At 41.4% G+C, this 17,895-nt stretch carries 18 protein-coding genes, 1 tRNA gene and 2 pseudogenes; 8 read left to right on the top strand and 13 right to left on the bottom strand.

From position 1 onward, the window contains the following. The first annotated feature begins 51 nt into the window (after window positions 1-51). From PAE54_RS07915 to PAE54_RS07885, 7 genes are all read left to right on the top strand, one after another. Complete coding sequence (locus PAE54_RS07915; protein ID WP_326519025.1) at window positions 52-564, top strand: hypothetical protein; 513 nt, start codon at window positions 52-54, stop codon at window positions 562-564. After that, window positions 552-1,055, top strand: coding sequence for a hypothetical protein (locus tag PAE54_RS07910; RefSeq protein ID WP_326519024.1), 504 nt, complete (start codon window positions 552-554; stop codon window positions 1,053-1,055). The genes PAE54_RS07915 and PAE54_RS07910 overlap by 13 nt, the downstream gene beginning before the upstream one ends. A gap of 22 nt (window positions 1,056-1,077) precedes the next feature. After that, window positions 1,078-1,392, top strand: coding sequence for a hypothetical protein (locus PAE54_RS07905; protein WP_326519023.1), 315 nt, complete (start codon window positions 1,078-1,080; stop codon window positions 1,390-1,392). Continuing rightward, window positions 1,389-1,844 (top strand): hypothetical protein, encoded by a 456-nt coding sequence (locus PAE54_RS07900; protein WP_326519022.1) that lies wholly within the window; start codon window positions 1,389-1,391, stop codon window positions 1,842-1,844. Before PAE54_RS07905 ends, PAE54_RS07900 begins: the two co-directional genes overlap by 4 nt. 130 nt (window positions 1,845-1,974) lie before the next feature. Continuing rightward, window positions 1,975-4,533 (top strand): hypothetical protein, encoded by a 2,559-nt coding sequence (locus tag PAE54_RS07895; RefSeq protein WP_326519035.1) that lies wholly within the window; start codon window positions 1,975-1,977, stop codon window positions 4,531-4,533. A 101-nt stretch (window positions 4,534-4,634) separates the two neighbouring features. After that, a complete protein-coding gene (locus PAE54_RS07890) occupies window positions 4,635-5,024 on the top strand; it encodes a hypothetical protein (RefSeq protein WP_326519021.1) in 390 nt (129 codons plus the stop codon). Window positions 5,025-5,088: 64 nt separating this feature from the next. Then, window positions 5,089-5,523 carry an IrmA family protein gene (locus PAE54_RS07885; protein ID WP_442784390.1) on the top strand — a complete coding sequence of 145 codons (435 nt, stop codon included), beginning with the start codon at window positions 5,089-5,091 and terminating at the stop codon, window positions 5,521-5,523. Between the two features lie 341 nt (window positions 5,524-5,864). Here the strand turns inward: PAE54_RS07885 and PAE54_RS07880 are convergent, their stop codons facing one another. Next, entirely contained in the window at window positions 5,865-6,230 is a 366-nt protein-coding gene (locus PAE54_RS07880; protein WP_326519020.1) for a hypothetical protein, read from the bottom strand. Between the two features lie 445 nt (window positions 6,231-6,675). On the opposite strand from PAE54_RS07880, the gene PAE54_RS07875 reads away from it, so the two are divergent. Next, entirely contained in the window at window positions 6,676-7,521 is an 846-nt protein-coding gene (locus PAE54_RS07875; RefSeq protein WP_326519019.1) for a DUF2971 domain-containing protein, read from the top strand. 750 nt (window positions 7,522-8,271) lie between these two features. Here the strand turns inward: PAE54_RS07875 and PAE54_RS07870 are convergent. The 12 genes and pseudogenes from PAE54_RS07870 to PAE54_RS07815 form a co-directional block, all read right to left on the bottom strand. Next, window positions 8,272-8,739 carry a surface-adhesin E family protein gene (locus PAE54_RS07870; RefSeq protein WP_326519018.1) on the bottom strand — a complete coding sequence of 156 codons (468 nt, stop codon included), beginning with the start codon at window positions 8,737-8,739 and terminating at the stop codon, window positions 8,272-8,274. Between the two features lie 109 nt (window positions 8,740-8,848). Beyond that, a pseudogene (gene ssb / locus PAE54_RS07865) lies at window positions 8,849-9,172 on the bottom strand (single-stranded DNA-binding protein); the annotation flags it as partial. A 92-nt stretch (window positions 9,173-9,264) separates the two neighbouring features. After that, complete coding sequence (locus PAE54_RS07860; protein WP_326519017.1) at window positions 9,265-11,400, bottom strand: YfjI family protein; 2,136 nt, start codon at window positions 11,398-11,400, stop codon at window positions 9,265-9,267. After that, window positions 11,397-11,702, bottom strand: coding sequence for a hypothetical protein (locus PAE54_RS07855; protein ID WP_326519016.1), 306 nt, complete (start codon window positions 11,700-11,702; stop codon window positions 11,397-11,399). Before PAE54_RS07855 ends, PAE54_RS07860 begins: the two co-directional genes overlap by 4 nt. 2 nt (window positions 11,703-11,704) lie before the next feature. Then, window positions 11,705-11,974, bottom strand: a pseudogene (locus PAE54_RS07850) (hypothetical protein). 92 nt (window positions 11,975-12,066) lie between these two features. After that, window positions 12,067-12,288, bottom strand: coding sequence for a helix-turn-helix domain-containing protein (locus PAE54_RS07845; RefSeq protein ID WP_326519015.1), 222 nt, complete (start codon window positions 12,286-12,288; stop codon window positions 12,067-12,069). Then, entirely contained in the window at window positions 12,285-12,971 is a 687-nt protein-coding gene (locus PAE54_RS07840; protein ID WP_326519014.1) for a KilA-N domain-containing protein, read from the bottom strand. Before PAE54_RS07840 ends, PAE54_RS07845 begins: the two co-directional genes overlap by 4 nt. A 2-nt stretch (window positions 12,972-12,973) precedes the next feature. Continuing rightward, on the bottom strand, window positions 12,974-13,261 hold the full coding sequence (locus PAE54_RS07835) for a helix-turn-helix transcriptional regulator (RefSeq protein ID WP_326519013.1): 288 nt from the start codon (window positions 13,259-13,261) through the stop codon (window positions 12,974-12,976). A gap of 129 nt (window positions 13,262-13,390) precedes the next feature. Then, the gene (locus PAE54_RS07830; RefSeq protein WP_326519012.1) at window positions 13,391-14,641 is read right to left on the bottom strand and encodes a hypothetical protein; all 1,251 of its coding nucleotides are present in this window, start codon (window positions 14,639-14,641) and stop codon (window positions 13,391-13,393) included. A gap of 152 nt (window positions 14,642-14,793) precedes the next feature. Further along, window positions 14,794-15,918 (bottom strand): tyrosine-type recombinase/integrase, encoded by a 1,125-nt coding sequence (locus PAE54_RS07825; RefSeq protein ID WP_326519011.1) that lies wholly within the window; start codon window positions 15,916-15,918, stop codon window positions 14,794-14,796. Between the two features lie 196 nt (window positions 15,919-16,114). Next, window positions 16,115-16,190: transfer RNA gene (locus PAE54_RS07820), tRNA-Arg, on the bottom strand. A gap of 86 nt (window positions 16,191-16,276) precedes the next feature. Beyond that, window positions 16,277-17,638, bottom strand: a complete 1,362-nt coding sequence (locus tag PAE54_RS07815) for an amino acid permease (protein WP_326519010.1) — start codon at window positions 17,636-17,638, stop codon at window positions 16,277-16,279. Window positions 17,639-17,895 lie beyond the last annotated feature (257 nt).

The raw sequence follows: 17,895 nt of genomic DNA, 5'->3' as shown, positions 1-17,895 counted from the left end.
TGTATTGGCCTATCTTAAAAATAAGAATTATCCAATTTAAAAGGGCCAAGCATGAGTGATGTAATCCCACCTGAAGACGCAGGGCTTTTAACTGAGTTCCTAACAGATATCCACCGCCAATCTTATCTTTCCGCAGCCTTAACGCTACAGGATGTATTAGAGGATGGGATTGATAATGGAGATGTGAAACCAGCCGATGTATCAGTGCTCGATCACTTTTCAAAGGGGCTTTACCTCCGTGAATTCCGAGCCAAGGCCGGAACTTTGGCGGTAAGCAAAATGCACCGGACAGAGCACTACATCATTTTCCTATCTGGATCTGTAAGCATTGCCACTGATGAAGGCATTGAACTGATTAAGGCCCCATGCATTGCCAAAACCACACCAGGAACAAAGCGAGTCGCTTACTTCCATGAGGACTCAGTTTGCGTAACGGTTCATCCGACTGAATTAAGTGATGTTGATGAGATTGAAAAGGAAATCATTGTTCCTACTGGTGAAGAGCAAGCCTTCTTAACTTCTATCGGTCGCAGCGTTGAGGAGCTTATATCATGTCATGGGTAGCAGTAGCAGCGGCTGCAGCAGTCGCAAGTACAGCATTAACAGGTTATTCAGCTTATACGGCAAACAAGACTGCGGAGAAACAAGCCAAAGCCGATGCCAATGCAGCAGCGGCACAAGGGCGATTAGAAGCTGAGCGTATTCGCAAGCAAAAAGAAAAGGTGCAATCGGCAGCGCGTGCAGCAGCGGCAGGGAATGGTTTAGCGGTCAATGAGGGCATAGCACTAGTCATCAACGACAACATCGAGCAGGCAGCTAACTATGATGCAAACATGGCCGAGATTACTGGATTCAATTCATCACAGCGCCTGCAGGCAGAGGCGAGCCAGTATGGGAATAATGCAACGATGGCAGCGATTACTACGCCAATTAACATGCTTGCTGCAGGTGCAACCGGAGCAGCTGCCAAGGCAAAAGAAGTAGCAGCTAAAAAGGAGGCTGCAATTATTGCCGCAGCACCGCCAAAAACCACACAAAACGGTGGATGGAAATAGGGATGTATTAGGGGTTCTTCTAATGACCAGCTGTGTAGCACTTGATTGTTTTGACACATGGCAGAGCTTAGTTTTTGCTAAGCGACCTGCGCCGTATGCATCACCTGACTTTAAGAAAATGATTGATGAGCTGATAGAAGGGCATGCTCTGACACACGAAAAGATTGCGTTTGTTTTACCTGTAGCGAATGCCTCCACTGTGTCCGACTGGACACGTGGTGGAAAACCGAATTATGAGAGCGGCGAAACATTTGTAATGTTTTGGAAGTATATGACAGGGAAAACAGATGCCGAGATTCCTCGCATTAATCGTTGGGCCATTGAGGAGCAACTGTGAATCAGAGCGTATTTGAGCCAATCAATTGCAATAAGATGGTTAGAGCATTGGATCTGTGCTCGTCTATCCCTGTGCTGATACAATCCTTTCTGGATGCTATTCACTACAAGGATTCAAACCAATTGTTCCAGGATGAGTACCGGGATAATCTGATAGTCATCATTGAAAGTATTGAAGAGTTAATATCGATTGTTGCTGCTTTTTCCCATCCCAAGGCTGTCTACCTGCACAGCATCAATAAAATATTGAAGACATTGACCGCCACACCTAATTCTTTAATTGTTGCCGCCTATCACCTGGACCGGAACAGAGTAAATAAACGATTATTGAATAAGCATATTTTTACACTTGAGCTCACTTCCATAGAAAGAAAAATTAGATTCGTGAAAGCCATCCTTGAGCATATGTTTAAAGGTGAGGAGGTTAAGAGATTGGTATTGAAAACATTTTAAATTGGGGGGTGAAAGCCTCCTTTTTAGTGCCTGAATACACCCATTTTATACGTACTAACCCTGCTCTAAATTAGATGTATCAGAGTGATGGCCAGTGCTGCCATATGAGAACAGGATCAAGAATATGAAAATGAAAGACAGATGTAAGCAGGCGGTGGCGCAGGCATTGGGTAAGCCAGCATTGACGGTGCAAGAGGCTATGGATATTGAGAACCGTATTAACCAAACCATGGTTAATCTAGCTCGGCAAGATATTCAGCGTTGGCGCAATTTAACCGATATTGAAAAGCTCTCTGAGGCTGGAAAACAGGTCGCTATAGATATTCAAAGTGATATGGCTCGCAAAAAGCGTGTCGCCGTACAAGATATTTTAATTCAGTCTCGTAACCTGGAAACATTAAAAGATCCAAGTCTTCGTATCTCTGCCAGTGAGCGTGTGGATCGAATGGTGGCCGCATATGGAGATATGTCTGGTATTCAGTCTGTGGACTCTAAAGCACGCGCAATTGCAGATATTTACCGGGGGCAGTTAGTAGACTTCTATACCAATATTAATGGAGCTCTAGGCATTTATACCGACAAGGTGCTTGCACACAATATTGTTAAGGAGCTATTTAAGGAGAGCACTGGTGATGCCGTTGCCTTGAAAGCTGCTGACGGGATAGCCAAAACATTTGACGATATCCTGGAACGGTTCAATCGTGCTGGTGGCAACATTAAAAAGCGTAAAGATTACGGTTTACCTCAGCATCATGGCGTACAACAGATTGCATCTGCTGGTTTTGATAAGTGGTTTCAAGACACGGCGCCATTATTAAAGCAAGATAACTTCCTGGACAAGGATGGATACCCAATAGGTGGCCAAGAGTTAAAAGACGTTATGTCGGATATATACACCACCATTGTGACCAACGGCGCTAACAAGTATGAAGCCGGTAAAGGTGGGGGAGTTGGTGTTAGCAGTAAAGTAACCAATCGCCACCAGGAAGCGCGTGTACTTAATTTTAAGGACGCTGACGCCTGGTTAGAGTATCAGTCTGTGTATGGTGGTAAGCCATTGGTAGATGTTCTGGAATCCCACATTAGCGGCATGGCTAAAGAGATTGCTTTGGTGGAAACCTTCGGAAGTAATCCAAAAGGGAATATGGATATTCTGATGAATACGGCCAAACAGATCGATACAGTTGAGCGTGGTATCCCGGTAAATAAGGCGGAGAAATCTTTAATCCGTGCTCAAGCTATGTTTGATGAATTCATGGGAGCTAATCAGCCAGAGAATAGAGTTTTGGCCAATGTGGGGCTGGCATATCGTTCAATGAACGTGGCTTCTATGCTGGGCGGTACTGTGCTTTCATCTGCAACCGATCAGGCAATGATTGCTAAGACTGCATGGGTTCATGGGGTGTCGTATTGGAAAACCTTTGGTGAACTCATCAAGACGCTTAATCCAGCTAACAAGGCGGATCGGGACTTTGCCCATAGCTTGGGATTAGCTACGCAAGAAATGCTAGGCTCCATTAATCGCTGGTCAGATGATGGCCTTGTTTCCGTGCATGGCAAGAGTGAAAAGTTAGCTCGCTTATCGAATGGATTGGCTACCCAAGTGATGCGTTTATCAGGCCTGAATGCTTTAACTGAAGCCAGCAAGATAGCTTTCACCAAAATGATGATGAACAAATATGCTGATTTGAGCCGCAGTAAAGCATGGTCTGATTTGAACGCCGTAGATAGGGAGCTTTTACAAGGTGCTGGTCTCTCTGAGCTTGACTGGAAAGTATGGCAGTTAGCAAAACCAGTTGAAGATTTAAACGGTAATCAGTTATTGGCTGCACGCTCTATATACAGCATCCCAGATGATTTATTGAAAGGTTTTGGTGATGACCCTAAACAGATCAAGGATGCTGTAGCCACTCGATTGCATACCCATCTTATGGATGAGCAAGGTATGGCCGTCATCGAGGCTGGATTGCGTGAACGTACTAAGCTGCAGCTTGGGCGTCCTGGTACCGAGATGGGTGAGATTTGGCGCTGTGTGACACAGTTTAAGTCATTCCCTATGGCATTCCTTATGCGCCATGGCAGCCGTGCGATGAGTAAGACAACTTGGTCTAGCCGGGCTTGGTATGCCGGAACTTTGCTTGGTCTCACTACGCTTATGGGCGCTTTGGTTGTTCAGTTGAAAGAGTTGGCCAACGGTAATGACCCTGCCACCATGTTTGATGATGATGGGAACTTCAAGACAGAAGGTAAGTTCTTTACTCGTGCCTTTGTAGCAGGTGGAGGATTACCAATTTTGGGAGATATTCTAGTTGCAGGAATGGATCCAACAGGTCGAGATACTTCTGAATTTATGACTGGTCCATTTGGCTCCGATGCTAAAGCTGTTCTTAGTTTAACTGTGGGTAATGCTAACCAGTGGTTTGAAGGCAAGGACACCAATGTAGCTAATGAAGCCTTCCGTTTTGCAAAGAATAAAATCCCTGCACAAAACCTGTGGTACACCAAGGCTGTAGCGAACCGGATGATATTCGATGGCATCCAAGACACGATTGCACCCGGCTACCGTGAAAAGCTAATTAGAAAGGCAGAGGCTGAGCAAGATCGTACACGATGGCTTGGTGATTGGGCGTGGGATTCAGGTTTTGAAGAAATTGATGTACCAGATGTAGGAAAAGCAGTTGGACAATAGAAAATAGGAGCTTCGGCTCCTTTTTTAATTTTGAAATTATGCTATACCCATATTTCTTTAAAATAATTTGAAGATTGATATGAAATTTGGAGGGGGAGAGAATGAAAAAACTATTGATGCTATGCCTCATAATAATAGCTAGCTCTAGTATTGCTCAGGCCAAGCAAGTTACGTTCTTAGAAAAATTGATGTATGGCGAGTATATGAAGCCAGTAAAAGTTCATAATGAAGAAGAGTTTATATATGTATATTATTTTCTGACCAATTACTATTTGCAGGCAAGAGCTCCGAAAACATATGAAAAGCTGGATGTCCTAAAAAGTAAATGTAATGAGTTAGGTAGGTTGTTTACTGTTGTGGATTTTGTTGAATTGAATAAGGATTTAGCTCCAAAAAAATATCTAGAGAATGGAGCTCACATGAATTACATAGAATCGATGCAATCTGTTGTAAATAATAATTGTAGATCCATCCATGAGCTTGCAAAGTAAACTAATTAAAACGGCGTAGATATAGAAAAATTAAGAAGTTCATTAAAATAAAGGCAGATATGAAATGTTTAAAAAAATGATGCTCTTAGCAGGGATATTTTTATTCTCTAATGTTGTAAGTGCAACTTCAATTACCCTGCAGCATTCAAAAACTAGCTATGTGAATTCTGGGATCTGTTCTGCCGTAGTGGATGTGACGATCCATGATTTTCTTGGGGCCTATGACAAACTGTATTTAGACTTGGTGGCAAAGGACAAAGCCGGTAGAGTGCAGGGCACTTCTGAGAATGTAATAACCTACGGCGATATACAAAATCTCCAGGGCAAAGCTTTTGGTAATGTCTTTCTTGAATCAGAAACTATGTGTGCAGCAGATCGTACCTGGACTGTTCAGGTTAAGCGCGCCGTATTGGTTGTAGATGGCAAAAGGGAGGATTTATTGAAAGCAAAAAAAGTGCATATAGATGACTTTCAACCGATGAAATTTAAAGTTAATTAAGATTATGCGTACTAGATCAATGTGATTTATTTTGCAAGTCAGAAATATTTAAAAACTGGCTAGGTTGGCAGTAAAGATAAGTTGAATAGAAAACCTTAAAATATTGATTAAATTATATTCATATCTACTGTTACACAGCTTTTTTTATGTCCGTTTCAGCACTTTTTAACCTGCGTTACACAGCAAAAATACTGTTCGTTTCATACTTTTTTTGGGGGTGTTACACAGCAAAATGCTTAGCGTTACACGGCGAAATGCTCAGCGTTACATAACGGAAATGGAACATTTTGCCAATTTCACTAAATATTTGTCTGAAAAAATGTCAAAGCAATATGGCTAAATTACAGTAGGTCTAATTGCCCAATCTCATACTGATATGTCTGCCATTCACCCTCACGTGGTTCACGCTCAATGCCGGTTTCATCTCTCCATAGCATGATGAATGCTTCACCGTTCTCAAAGTTTGGAAAAGCTCCACCGCGAGCCCACTCCGATACTGTAGAAGCGTTGGCTACAGGTAGGACAAAAGCAATCTTCTCATGCGTCCAGCCAAGTTTTTGTAGGTCTAATATCATCCGGTTAAAGTCCGGCTTTTTATATTTACGTTGAGCATTAATAAAGGCTCTCGCTCTTTTACTAATATCCTGAAATCGTTGGTTAGTTCTACGGTCCGAGCAGAAAGTTAAATCATCAACTGAATTGGGCATGCTTGGAATCCTTGTATGGGTTTTATTATCAAGGTGAGGGATTATTGATTTGATTTTAACTGATTAATTAGGGTGAGTTTTAGGTAATTTCACTGGCCAAAAATATAAAAAAGCCCACCTGGTTAGAGTGGGTAAGGGCTGTGATTGAATTAAGAGTTTGCAGCTGGAGAGTGCGTAAATTGGTAGTTTTCCTCTCTGCCTCGCGCGCGCGCGCGTTTTATGAATCATTAAGCATCTCAACGGCGGTGTGATGGGTTTTTCTATGATGGGCTGCCAAGCTTTCATTAGTTGGACTGACTGCGTAAATTGCGCTGTACTCAGTTTGAAGATGATGAATCTATAGTGCAGTTGGACTAGCCATCTTTAAGGTGGTCGGTGTATTTTTATGATTTGCCGAAGTTACTTACATACTCTGGCAATCTCTCTAAAAACATTGGGAAAAGAAATGCCTATAGCTCTTTATGAAAAATATCATGATGTGGATCGTGATGATGAGCATTTTTACTTTTATAAATATGTTGCTTTTAATACAGGGGCATTAGGGATTTTAATTAATAATGAATTGAAATATACCAACCCAGTAGATTTTAACGATCCATTTGATTGTCTTTTCTCTGTAGAAATAGATTTTAAAAACTTTAATAAATCTAATTATGAAGAAATGATAGGGATTCAAGGAAGTGCTAAGGAATGGTTCCGTAATCGAGAAAAATTGAAAGTAGGTATAAAAAATAGAGCGCGTGCAGGTTTTGTGGAAGATTTTAGAAAACGTATTTCTGTCACTTGTTTTAGTTCTAGTCCTTTAAACATGCTCATGTGGTCTCATTACGCATGTAACCACACAGGTTTCTTGTTAGAGTTCAAAATACCTATATGGTCAAATAAAGGTAATCTTCCAATCCCTGTTATATATAGTGATGAATACCCTGTTATGAAACTCCATTGGGATATTGTTAATTTTCTTAAAAATGAAAACAATCAAATAGATTTAATAAAAAAAATGGTGCTTTCAAAAGCAGAATGCTGGTCTTATGAGAAAGAATACAGACTTATACACGACAGCCAGTTAGCTCCAAATGATGCTCTTATTCTTAAAGAATATGACCCAAAAATTTTATCGAGTGTAATTATCGGTGCAAAAATGTGTGAATCTGAATACCAGCAAATAGCGAATGCTGTGGACGATTTTAATAAAAAGCACACTTCACAAGTGAAAATATATAAAGCAGAGCTGGCTAAAAAAGAGTTCAGAATTGTTGTCCCCAAACATCCTCGACTCTCCCAAAAATAAAAAATTTTCTTGCAGTGGCTAAAACTTATTGAAAAATTCACTCATTGCAATATCACTGCATGGTGAAAATGATTATTCATGGGATACCTAATAACATTAGTTATATTTGACTGACTATCTTTAAACTGTTCACTACACAAAAAATGTAGTTCTCCTCAATTTGAGGATAAGTAATTCGCACGATCCAACCACCAATGGTGGATAGGACTACTTCAGCGAAAAACTTCGTTCTACCCCACTGGGGTAAAAGTCTTAACTACGAAACTTTCGTAGATCCACACAGTGTGAACATGCTTTTCAGAAACTACTGAAACCCAGATTTTGGGTATCCGTAAAACTTCGATGTCCTCAATTTGAGGAGATGCTTAATTTGTATAAAAACTAGTTCCTAAAAATTTAGGATTTAAAATCCTGAATTAACTTTTCCATATCCCCCATTTGGGGTTATGCTTCCCCAAAGTTGGGGAGGGTGTCCAGATTTGGACAAGGGTATTCACTCTGCGTTTCGAGAAATTTTGGAGCGTAAATGATATTCGCGTGCAGTCACGCGCAAATGAGCTTGCTCAAAATTGAGCAGGGGTATTGTTTTATGACTTTCTCGTAAAATAGATATCCCCAAATTTGGTGACATCTAGCCAGCGCAAAATTGCGTTCGTTACTCAGCGTAAAAATGCGCTCAGTTTTGAGCACATCTCGTGAGTATTAAAAAACCACCCGAAGGTGGCTGTTTTTATGAATCAATAATAATCGTCATGGTGCTTTCTTGCCGTCTTCAATTCCTAATAATTTCATTCTTTTTTCACTAATGAAATTAGGTTTATATGGCAAATACAAGCCTTTCCCTTTTGTTTTGCATGCGGCTATCCACAAATCTTCTCCGATAGTATCGGGAAATACTACGCTATAGGGTGTAGGCTTTGTGATTATTTGATTACTCTGGCCAGTATAAGTATAAGAAACTAAAGCAATAGTTTTCTCTCTCTTGTTGATGCAATCAAAAATATTTAGAGTTTTTGATTCTGTGTATTCATTTAATCCCTCAAACTGATTTCTCTTGTACCAGACCTCTACCTCTCCAGTCTTACTGTTGTACTTATAATGAGATTTATCTATATAGTAATCAGCATCAGCGTCAGCACTCTCAGTAATAAAAACCCAATCAGCACCAAAGCTAAAACCTGACGTAAGTAAACCGCATATTAATAATATTTTTTTCATAATTACCCCCCCCCTTATTAAAATAACCAAATTTATAGCACATAAGGTTGATTGATTTATTATGTGGTAACCATAAAAAGCCCCCGGTTAAGGAGGCTATTTAACATTATAGCAATTGCAGAACATCGCCCTTAATCTCTGTCACTTCCTTTTCATTGCCGCTTTGGTCTTTCCACTTCCTTGTACGCAAGCTGCCCTCTACATACACCTTGCCACCTTTTTTGAGGTACTTCTGGGCAATCTCGCCTAGCTTGTTATTAACGGCGATTCTGTGCCATTCAGTTTGTTCTTTTCGCTCGCCAGTGGTCTTGTCTTTCCATTGTTCAGTAGTGGCCACACTAAATGCGGTAATGCTGCCACCATTGGGAAAAGTCTTAGTTTCAGGGTCACGACCCAATACCCCCATCAGGATTACTTTATTTACATTTGTCATGCTCTGAATCTCGATTGATTTTTTAAAATATCTCTAAAGGTGGGGTGACAAAACTGACTAAACTAGGTTCTGTCAGTTATGTCAGTGCTGTTTTAGTGCTTTTCATAAATTCTAGGATTAATAAGATAGCGTTTTGATGGTCGTCCACCACGGATGGTTGACTCTATTTCCTGCAGTACGATCCAATCACTATCAACCAGGATGTCTAGAGCATCTGTCACGCCTTCATGGTTGGTGAGACCTTTCCAGTTCTTGCGCTGCACATCTCTAGAGGTGAATCCTTTAATACGCCATTCATCATCTTCTTTGAGGTTTTTGAGCTTTTGACAGAGCGTTCCGGCTTTCATGGTGGCACTTTCAAGAACAAGGCCATAGATGCGCCGTGCATGGCTTTCTAGGTAGTCGCACCACTCAATCGCCATCTCTGCACATCGTTTGCTTACTGGTCCAACTGAGCCAATTTGAATGCCATCAATGAGATGAAACACCAATGCCAGTGCAGGCATTAGCTTCCCATATTTATCCAGGTGCTGACCGATAATAGCGTGCTCTTCGTTTGCGATGATTTCACCATGCAAGTGCTTGGTCCATTGGATGAAACACTCTTGAGCCTCATCTGAGAAACGAAAATAAGGCCGTGGGTTGTATTCATCGGCAGGGTGTGCACCGATCCGCACCAGCTCGTTAGGTGTCAATTTATCCAATGCTCTGAATAGCTCAAAAGCTGCGTTTCTTGCGTCTTTATTTGGGAACTCATCTCTGTAGTCCCAATTATTTACATCAGGGTAGACGAGCAACTGGAAGCGCTGTAGCAAGCCATCATTGCCTAGGCCTTTAATGCTTGGTTCAAGATAGGCAATCAACTTGTCAGGCTGAATACCACCAAGAATCGATAAGCAATGGTTTTCGATAAATCCAGCACCGCGCATAATCCGGTCAAACTCATACGGTTTATTGCCGTTCCACCCTTCAAGATAAAACGCTCGACCTGAGTCGCTATCGTTCTTATCCAGTGAAGATAGAAGTCCTACCAGCTCATCACGACATACCAGGATGCCATTAGGATTGTGTTTCTCCAGCTCTGCCAGTGCTTCTGGTGAAGCATCATTGGTCTTGTACCGCTTCAAGATTGGTGCACCTGAATCAGCTTCCTGAAGTTCTAGCAACTGATTGGCAATTTGATTCTGCTTGTCCTCATCACCTTTCTTGCCTGCATCCTTGAGCTTGTCTTTCAAAGCCTTTTCGCTTGAATCACGTACCAGTGAAGACACTTCATATTGCTTTAGTGCTTCCTCATGCTCTTCTCGTGCTTCTTTTACAAGACGATCCAGAGGGTAGGTACCAGCGTTGAAGGCAGGGGACTTCTTGGCAGACGGCGGAGCAACAATGCCACCCCATAAATTTGGGATTACAGTCCAGTCATCTCTACGTTTTGGCTTGATACCTACCCGGGCACCAACTACGGAACACATTGCAACAAGCGTACACACTGCCACAAAATCAGGCGGCATATTGTCTGCCCGGTTGGCCTCATCATAAACATACTCAGCCAGATCAAGAGGCAACATGGCCTTGTTCAATGGCTTTACCGGCAGCAACTCAGCCTTGATCTGCTTTGGTGCTTTCCAGTTAATCGATTGAGTATTAATGAGAAGGTGATTAACTTCATGTTCCAATTCAACAGCATCGGTAAATTGAGTTACCGGCTCTGATAGGCCAATAACCTTGATTCCGGATCCACTCAGACGGCGCTTTAAGTCTCCAGCATAGTCGCATGTGGTGACCGCACAGCAATCAGAAAAAGACCGTTTTAACTCTACAACTTGCTCTTTACTGATTCGATTAAGAAGAAAGACCGGGTATTTGGATGCCGATAGCTTGAAAGCAGCCTGGCTATCCTCAGTCAGTAAAACGGTGTGTTTTTTGATCTGAGATTCATTGAACATGAGTCCGCCGTGGCCTATGATGATGTCGTTACCTTGACCTAAATTAATAAATCTTAGTCCACCAAAACCACCGTTAAGGGCTGTTAGTGGTGCAACTGGCAGTCCTTCAACGTCTGGATAGTTCTCAAGATTCCGCAGAGCCTTTCGAAATTCTTTTGGCAGAGCGCCAAAGGTCTGTTGCATCGCCTTGGCTGTTTCAGAGTGTGGCAGGATTGGGCCAGCATCGGATTCGAAATAATCCGCAATACTTATGGTGTTGTCCCAAGAGGGGGTTATATTCATTTATGTACCCCTTTAGCTTCTGCAAATTGCTCTCTGTACTTTTCAACAATTCGCTCTTGTTCACCTAAACGATCATCAGCTAAGTATTGGTACATATCGAAAAACTCTGCCAATTTATCAAAATAGCAGTCATGCACCTTGTATTGTTCTTGGATTAAATCCTTAGCTTTGTAAAACTCTACCTTTAAGTGACTAATGCCCATGTTTAGCCACTTCACATCATTAACGGCTAATTCGCTTAGGTCTAGCATGTCGCCAGCATCATAGGTTCTCTGGATTTGATTTTTGATTTGAATAGACATGACTAATGCGCTCCTATGTGCTTGATAGAAGCTTTGCCATTAACTGCTAATTGGTGGCAAAGCTGAAGAAGGTAGCAGACTGGCGACATAGGTAACCAGCACACCCAAAGGTGTCCCTCTCCAGCTTCACCATTGAGATGCGAACGCATAGAGATATTACGCACAAAAAAAGCCCGATGCGGACTATGTACGCCTATGTAATCTTTACAGCCTGCTAGAACTGACTTTGTGATTTTGCACAAAGTAAAACAATCATAATCTAGTTTTGTCAGTTTTGTCACCCCACTTTTTAGGAGTTTTGAAAAAGTATTTATGTTAAAAAGGTAGTTCTGTCGGTTTTGTCGTGTCGGTTTTGGTGAATATTTCATTTTTCACCGCCGATATATTCATAACGAGCATGGTTGCCTTTATTTGTTTTGTTGGGCTCATGGTGAGTGACGATGTAATAGCCTAGGTTACGCAAGCGATTGATGATTGCGCTTAGTCGGTAGCATCCAAACAGCTCTATTGCTTCTGCCTGTGAGATGGTTTGACCTTGCTTAAGGTGAGTGAGTACTTGCTGGTACTGGTGCTGGTTGCTCTTCATGCTGCACTCTCCAAAAGCTGCTTAGCTTTGTAGTTATTGGCAAATAGATTTAACGCCGTCTTACGCTGTTCATAGGTGCATTGAGAGCCGATTAAGATTAGATCTTGTGCTTCTAGCTCTGCCAGTAAGTCCAACTCATCAAGGGAAAGACTGTCACGATCCAAGCCGGTAAACTCCCCCGTGATAGCCCAGTTGATAAGCTTGGATTCATTCATATAGTGGTGAGGTTTCGTGTCTTTACCTTGCTGCTCCCTGGAGAGTTTTAAGATAGTTGATACAGCTTTGTATGTGGAAGCGGCTTGATGACGTAAACGGCGATGGTCGAAGATTGGATGAGTGCCTCGTAGTAGCTGATCTATTTGCATGTCACACCAGACACCAAAACGGACATCTAACCAACGCGCAAAAGCCACAGCTAATTTTGGGTGCAGCCAAGTACCCTGGGCGTTACCATTTTGGCTGGTAACGGTATTGCCGCCTCGTTTGGTTTTGATAAGTGATTTAGGCTCACTTATTCCCAAGTGTTCGCAAAGTGCCTTTGAATAATTCTTGGTGTCATCAAGGCTTAGCCAATCATTCGGGCGCTTGTTGAAATGCTTTGCTGCTTGAGTAGCATTAAACCAACCGTGTTCATTAAAACTGAGTTCTTGGCCATCGTATTTGGATGTGATTAATCCTTTCATGACTAAGCCTCCATACCTTTTGACTGCATCCAGGCATAGACTTCTGATGAGCGCCATACAGTAACGCTACCAGTTAATTTTATTGGTGCTGGAAAATTGCCTGCTTTAACCCACTTCCAGATTGTTTTATCCGACACGCCGATTAAACCTTTTGATGCTTGGCGAGCACGAATGTTTTTAGTTTGGCCTTTATTGATACCACTTTTATAAATGTGCTTGGTGGCTTGCTTGGCCGGATAATTAGCAAGGTCTTTAATTCGTAAGAATTGATCTTGATTTAGAGATGACATAACCACCTATCCTATTTAATGCGAGAAATAGATAGCCTTTGCAGTTCATTGCATCGGCTTGATAGGTAGATGTAATCATGCGCATATAGGGTGCGGGGAAGCCCTTCCCCTTGAAATTAAGGGTGCTCTCTAAGGGGTACCCTCTGGGTGTTTACTCAATACATGACCATGATTTTTTAAATTTTCTTTAAAAATATTCCATTCTTTTGTTTTTAGTCGAAGTGGAGTGGTGACAGATTTTAGACGATCCTTTAATTTCATAGTTAAGGGAATATCCGCAAAATCCAACGTATTAAATAACTCGGTAATCGCTTGTTCGTGCGAGTATTTTTCTGGGAATCTTTTATTAATATATATTTCTGACCAAATAGAATTAGCTAACGACAATTCAATAGGGAAATTTGGATCGCCAGTAGTAAATGGTAAGCAATTTTCTGTGATTGTAGATTCTAAATTGATTTTTATATTTTCTAGTTCTTGTACTTTAGATTCTAATTTTCTCATTTCTTCCAGTAACTTTATTTTTTCTCTTTTTAGCTCATAAACCTCTGCTTCTAAATTAATTTGCTTAATATTGTCATTAAAGCCAGAGATAAAAATACCTTTATTAGCTAATAGCTGTTTAAGTTCTGAAGCAGGAAATACTGGTGATTCAGAGTCTTTTAAATTATTAGTATGGTAAATCGAGAGTATAAAATTATAAGCTTCAATAAACTCCGGAAATTTGATTGAAAAATTACCTTCATCCAAGGCATTTTTTATGTCTACTGGGTTCTCATTAGCAATAAGGCAAGCTGCATCAATTAAAGTAAAAACTTCATTCTTATAAAAAAAAGGAGTCTCTGATTTGGTATCGATGGCGCTTTTATTTGGAGAAAACAAAGCATCTACTTCTGAATGATGAAAAAGAATATCCCTTGGGTAAAAGGTATTTCCCTCAAAATGGGTTGCCTCCCGTAACCACTTGATATCTTTGATATCATCATCAATCATTCTTGGAAAAGCTTTTAGATATTCATTCCTTGTAAGAGGAAGTAGAGGGGCATATGTGGTTGGCTGAGTGATGAATTCAATAATTTTATCTACATTAAAAAAAGTGCCTGAATCTGAAGCTTGATTGGGATCAAGATGATCTATTAATTCCGAAAAATGAATATATCCTGTAAAAATCATAGACCATTTTACTTCTTCTGCATGAGCTACCAGTCCGGTTTTACAAGAACTGTCTTGATACCTTTCTTTACCAATACATACCAGATTTCCCTCAAAATAGATGCAAGGGTGTAATTTCCCTATTCGGCAGTAGTGTTTTATATCATTAATCGAAAGGGTATTTTCTGAAGCCGAAATGACTTCTTCTATTGAATAAAATGATTTCATAAGCTTCCCACAGCATCCCAAAAAGAAGTGCCAAGTCAATCGGATTGGGTGTCCGACTTTCGGGGATCAGCCTAGACTTAGCAAACTGAATATATCAAATAATCAGGTAGTTGAATGTAATAGATAGCCTATGCAGGTCTTAACTTGTCGCTCTAATTCAATCTCTCATTCATGCGCTGGGCCAGTTCGCTCGCCGTTGGGTTGTAGTAGCGCATCAGCATTGCCATATCTTTATGACCAGTGACTTTAGCCAGGTCTTGAATAGGCATGATTTGAGCAAACTTGGTACATGCCTCATGGCGTGTGTCATGGAAGTTAATATGCTTTAGATCTGTGGTATCTCGGTACTTACGGAATGTTGTAGACAGACTATCTGCACTAATTGTAAGGACTGATTCTCCATCTAATCCTCTGGCTTTCTCTAACAATGCCAAGGCATTTCTATTCAGTGGTACTTTGCGAGATGAGCCGTTCTTCGTGCTGGGTAACAATACATAATCATCAGCAACATGCTCCCAGCGCATCCCAGTGATTTCGCTTAATCGCATTGATGTTTCAAGTGCAAACAAGAAGGCCCATACGGTTTGATGCTTCTTTAGAAATAACGGCGTATCCGGTGAATACTGAAAAGCTTCCAGCAGGGTATCAACATCATCTTGGCTTATACGCATTTCTCGATGTGGATTCTCTTTGGGCTTATCAACATTGGTCAGTGGGCTATGTTCGATAATCAGCAGCTCACGAATGGCATAACGGAATACACTGCCCAGCAGTTGCATTTCTCTTTTAACTGATGTGCCTTGTACTTCTAGGCAGCGTTTATTACGGAAGTTGATTAGATCAGACTTGTTGACCAGGTTGATAGGCTTATTGGCCAACTCTGGGAAGTCACGCATGATCTTGTTCAATCTAAGCATTTCCCATTTATAGCCCTTGTGCTTGATTGCTTCATTCTCAAGAAAACTTTGAACAACCATAGAGAAGGGCTGCTCCTGCTTTTTCAGTTGTTTCTTGGCTTGCTTTTCAGCACTTGGATTGACGCCGTTCTGAAGCAGCTTCTTAGCTTCCAGGTGCTTGAGTCGAGCATCTGCTAATGACACTTCAGGATAGATGCCTAGTGCCAACACATATTCTTTCTTCTCGAATCGGTACTTATAACGCCAGTAGTAAGAACCCTTGGGCGTAACCATGAGATATAGGCCACCTGCATCGGAATACTTTGCATTCTTATCTGTTGGCTTGATTTTTCTTATTCTCAAGTCGGTCAAATTGCCCATAGCTGGCATACCTTAGAATCTGGATTGATTGGTGGGGGTATCAGTTTTGGGGGTATTTACAGCTACCCCCATTTGTACCCCCTGAGTGGGGGTATTTCCATTCTAGTGAATGTCGTTGCTATAGACAATAAAAAAGCCTATTCTCTTTAGGAATAAGCTGTTAGGTCGTTGCAGGTAACTGCATCTATTTAAACTTTGGTGCGCCCTGCGGGACTCGAACCCACGTCGGTCGCTTAGGAGGCAACTGCTCTATCCAGTTAAGCTAAGGGCGCAAAGCATCGCTAATGTAGCGTAAATCGGGGTGAAAAAAAAGTTATTGCAGTGCAATAACTTTTTTCTCTTTTGAATGTCGTGTGCATCAGGACGTATGTGGATTTTTATGTAAAAGCTGAAATAAACCCAGCATTAAGAGAATCCAGAGAGGGATCATCACTACAGATTCCATAAAACCTTGCGTCCACATGATGTAAAGAACAGCCAAAATAAATAGTAATACTAGATAATTACTCACAGGTGCCCACAGTGCCGGGAAGCTAGTGGTTATTTTGGCCCGCTGCATCGCCTGTTTAAATTTTAGGTGGGTGAGACTGATCATGGCCCAGTTGAGTACAAGCGCACCGACTACCACATACATCAAATGACTGAGCGCATCTTCCGGCACAAAATAGTTCAATAAAACACAACCAAAAATGAGCAACGCTGAAAATAAAACTGCAGGAATTGGTACACCATGCTTATTCACTTTACTGAAAATTTTCGGTGCATTGCCCTGCTGGGACAGACCAAAAAGCATACGGCTGTTAGCATACATTCCACTGTTATACACAGAAAGGGCAGCGGTCAAAATAATAAAGTTCAACAGATGTGCTGCCCAGCCAATTCCCATTTGGCTGAAAATCATCACAAATGGGCTTTTATCCAGCCCCCCCAATTCAAGCTGATTCCACGGAACCAGTGAAAGCAAAATGGTGAGTGAACCCACATAAAAGATTAGGATCCGGAAGACCACCTGATTGATGGCTTTGGGAATGGTTTTTTCAGGATTGTCGGCTTCTGCAGCTGCCATGCCAATCAGCTCAATGCCGCCAAAAGCAAACATCAGGAAGGCGAGCATATAGAACAAACCTTCAAAACCGTTTGGAAAGAAGCCACCATAATTCCATAAGTTGCTCAGACTGGTACTAGAATTAGCATCTGCGGTGAGCAGTAAATAGATGCCAAATACAATCATGGAAAGGACTGCACTGACTTTAATAATGGCCAGCCAGAATTCGGATTCACCATAGAATTTTACATTACCGAGATTAATTGCCGTAATCACCACAAAGAAAAACAGCACAGAAACCCACGCCGGAATATGCGGCCACCAGTAATTAATATATTTGGCGACAGCTGTCAGTTCGGTCATGGCGACCAGAATGTAAAGAATCCAGTAATTCCATCCCGCTAGAAAACCCGGGAATTTGCCCCAATATTTATTGGCAAAATGACTAAAGGAGCCTGCTACCGGTTCATGGACAATCATTTCACCCAATTGACGCATGATCAGAAAAGCAATCAGACCACCAATCGCATAACCTAAAATGATCGAAGGCCCTGCAGACTGAATGACTTGCGCGGAGCCTAAAAATAGCCCCGTTCCAATTGCACCACCCATGGCAATCAGCTGGATGTGACGGTTTTTTAGGCCACGTTGAAGTTGAGAAGGCGCGTTGTTCAAAGTGCTCACTCGACGATGAATAAGCCGGCTATTGTAATAGATTTAAACAGTTTTAGCCTAGTGGTGCGGTATTAGTCACATTACTTTTTAATTAAATTAAAAAGTAAACTTAAATAGTTAAGTTAACCTTTTGGTACAAAAGAAGAAGAGTGGGGTAAGTTTTTGATTAACTTTGTTTGTTGATCAGACAATCCATTCTTTAAGAAATGAAGATGGTACCTTGTTGGTAGGAAAATTTTTAATAGGTACAGCCGTTC

Origin of the sequence: Acinetobacter minutum (genome assembly GCF_035916735.1) — a bacterium.
In the GTDB taxonomy this organism is placed as follows: domain Bacteria; phylum Pseudomonadota; class Gammaproteobacteria; order Pseudomonadales; family Moraxellaceae; genus Acinetobacter.
This window is presented reverse-complemented; position numbering and strand designations above follow the sequence as displayed.

Excerpts from the sequence above, each read along its gene's own strand:
- PAE54_RS07915 (WP_326519025.1), top strand. The coding sequence starts at position 52 with ATGAGTGATGTAATCCCACCTGAAGACGCAGGGCTTTTAACTGAGTTC.
- PAE54_RS07910 (WP_326519024.1), top strand. The coding sequence starts at position 552 with ATGTCATGGGTAGCAGTAGCAGCGGCTGCAGCAGTCGCAAGTACAGCA.
- PAE54_RS07905 (WP_326519023.1), top strand. The coding sequence starts at position 1,078 with ATGACCAGCTGTGTAGCACTTGATTGTTTTGACACATGGCAGAGCTTA.
- PAE54_RS07895 (WP_326519035.1), top strand. The coding sequence starts at position 1,975 with ATGAAAGACAGATGTAAGCAGGCGGTGGCGCAGGCATTGGGTAAGCCA.
- PAE54_RS07890 (WP_326519021.1), top strand. The coding sequence starts at position 4,635 with ATGAAAAAACTATTGATGCTATGCCTCATAATAATAGCTAGCTCTAGT.
- PAE54_RS07885 (WP_442784390.1), top strand. The coding sequence starts at position 5,089 with ATGTTTAAAAAAATGATGCTCTTAGCAGGGATATTTTTATTCTCTAAT.
- PAE54_RS07880 (WP_326519020.1), bottom strand. The coding sequence starts at position 6,230 with ATGCCCAATTCAGTTGATGATTTAACTTTCTGCTCGGACCGTAGAACT.
- PAE54_RS07875 (WP_326519019.1), top strand. The coding sequence starts at position 6,676 with ATGCCTATAGCTCTTTATGAAAAATATCATGATGTGGATCGTGATGAT.
- PAE54_RS07870 (WP_326519018.1), bottom strand. The coding sequence starts at position 8,739 with ATGAAAAAAATATTATTAATATGCGGTTTACTTACGTCAGGTTTTAGC.
- PAE54_RS07860 (WP_326519017.1), bottom strand. The coding sequence starts at position 11,400 with ATGAATATAACCCCCTCTTGGGACAACACCATAAGTATTGCGGATTAT.
- PAE54_RS07855 (WP_326519016.1), bottom strand. The coding sequence starts at position 11,702 with ATGTCTATTCAAATCAAAAATCAAATCCAGAGAACCTATGATGCTGGC.
- PAE54_RS07845 (WP_326519015.1), bottom strand. The coding sequence starts at position 12,288 with ATGAAGAGCAACCAGCACCAGTACCAGCAAGTACTCACTCACCTTAAG.
- PAE54_RS07840 (WP_326519014.1), bottom strand. The coding sequence starts at position 12,971 with ATGAAAGGATTAATCACATCCAAATACGATGGCCAAGAACTCAGTTTT.
- PAE54_RS07835 (WP_326519013.1), bottom strand. The coding sequence starts at position 13,261 with ATGTCATCTCTAAATCAAGATCAATTCTTACGAATTAAAGACCTTGCT.
- PAE54_RS07830 (WP_326519012.1), bottom strand. The coding sequence starts at position 14,641 with ATGAAATCATTTTATTCAATAGAAGAAGTCATTTCGGCTTCAGAAAAT.
- PAE54_RS07825 (WP_326519011.1), bottom strand. The coding sequence starts at position 15,918 with ATGGGCAATTTGACCGACTTGAGAATAAGAAAAATCAAGCCAACAGAT.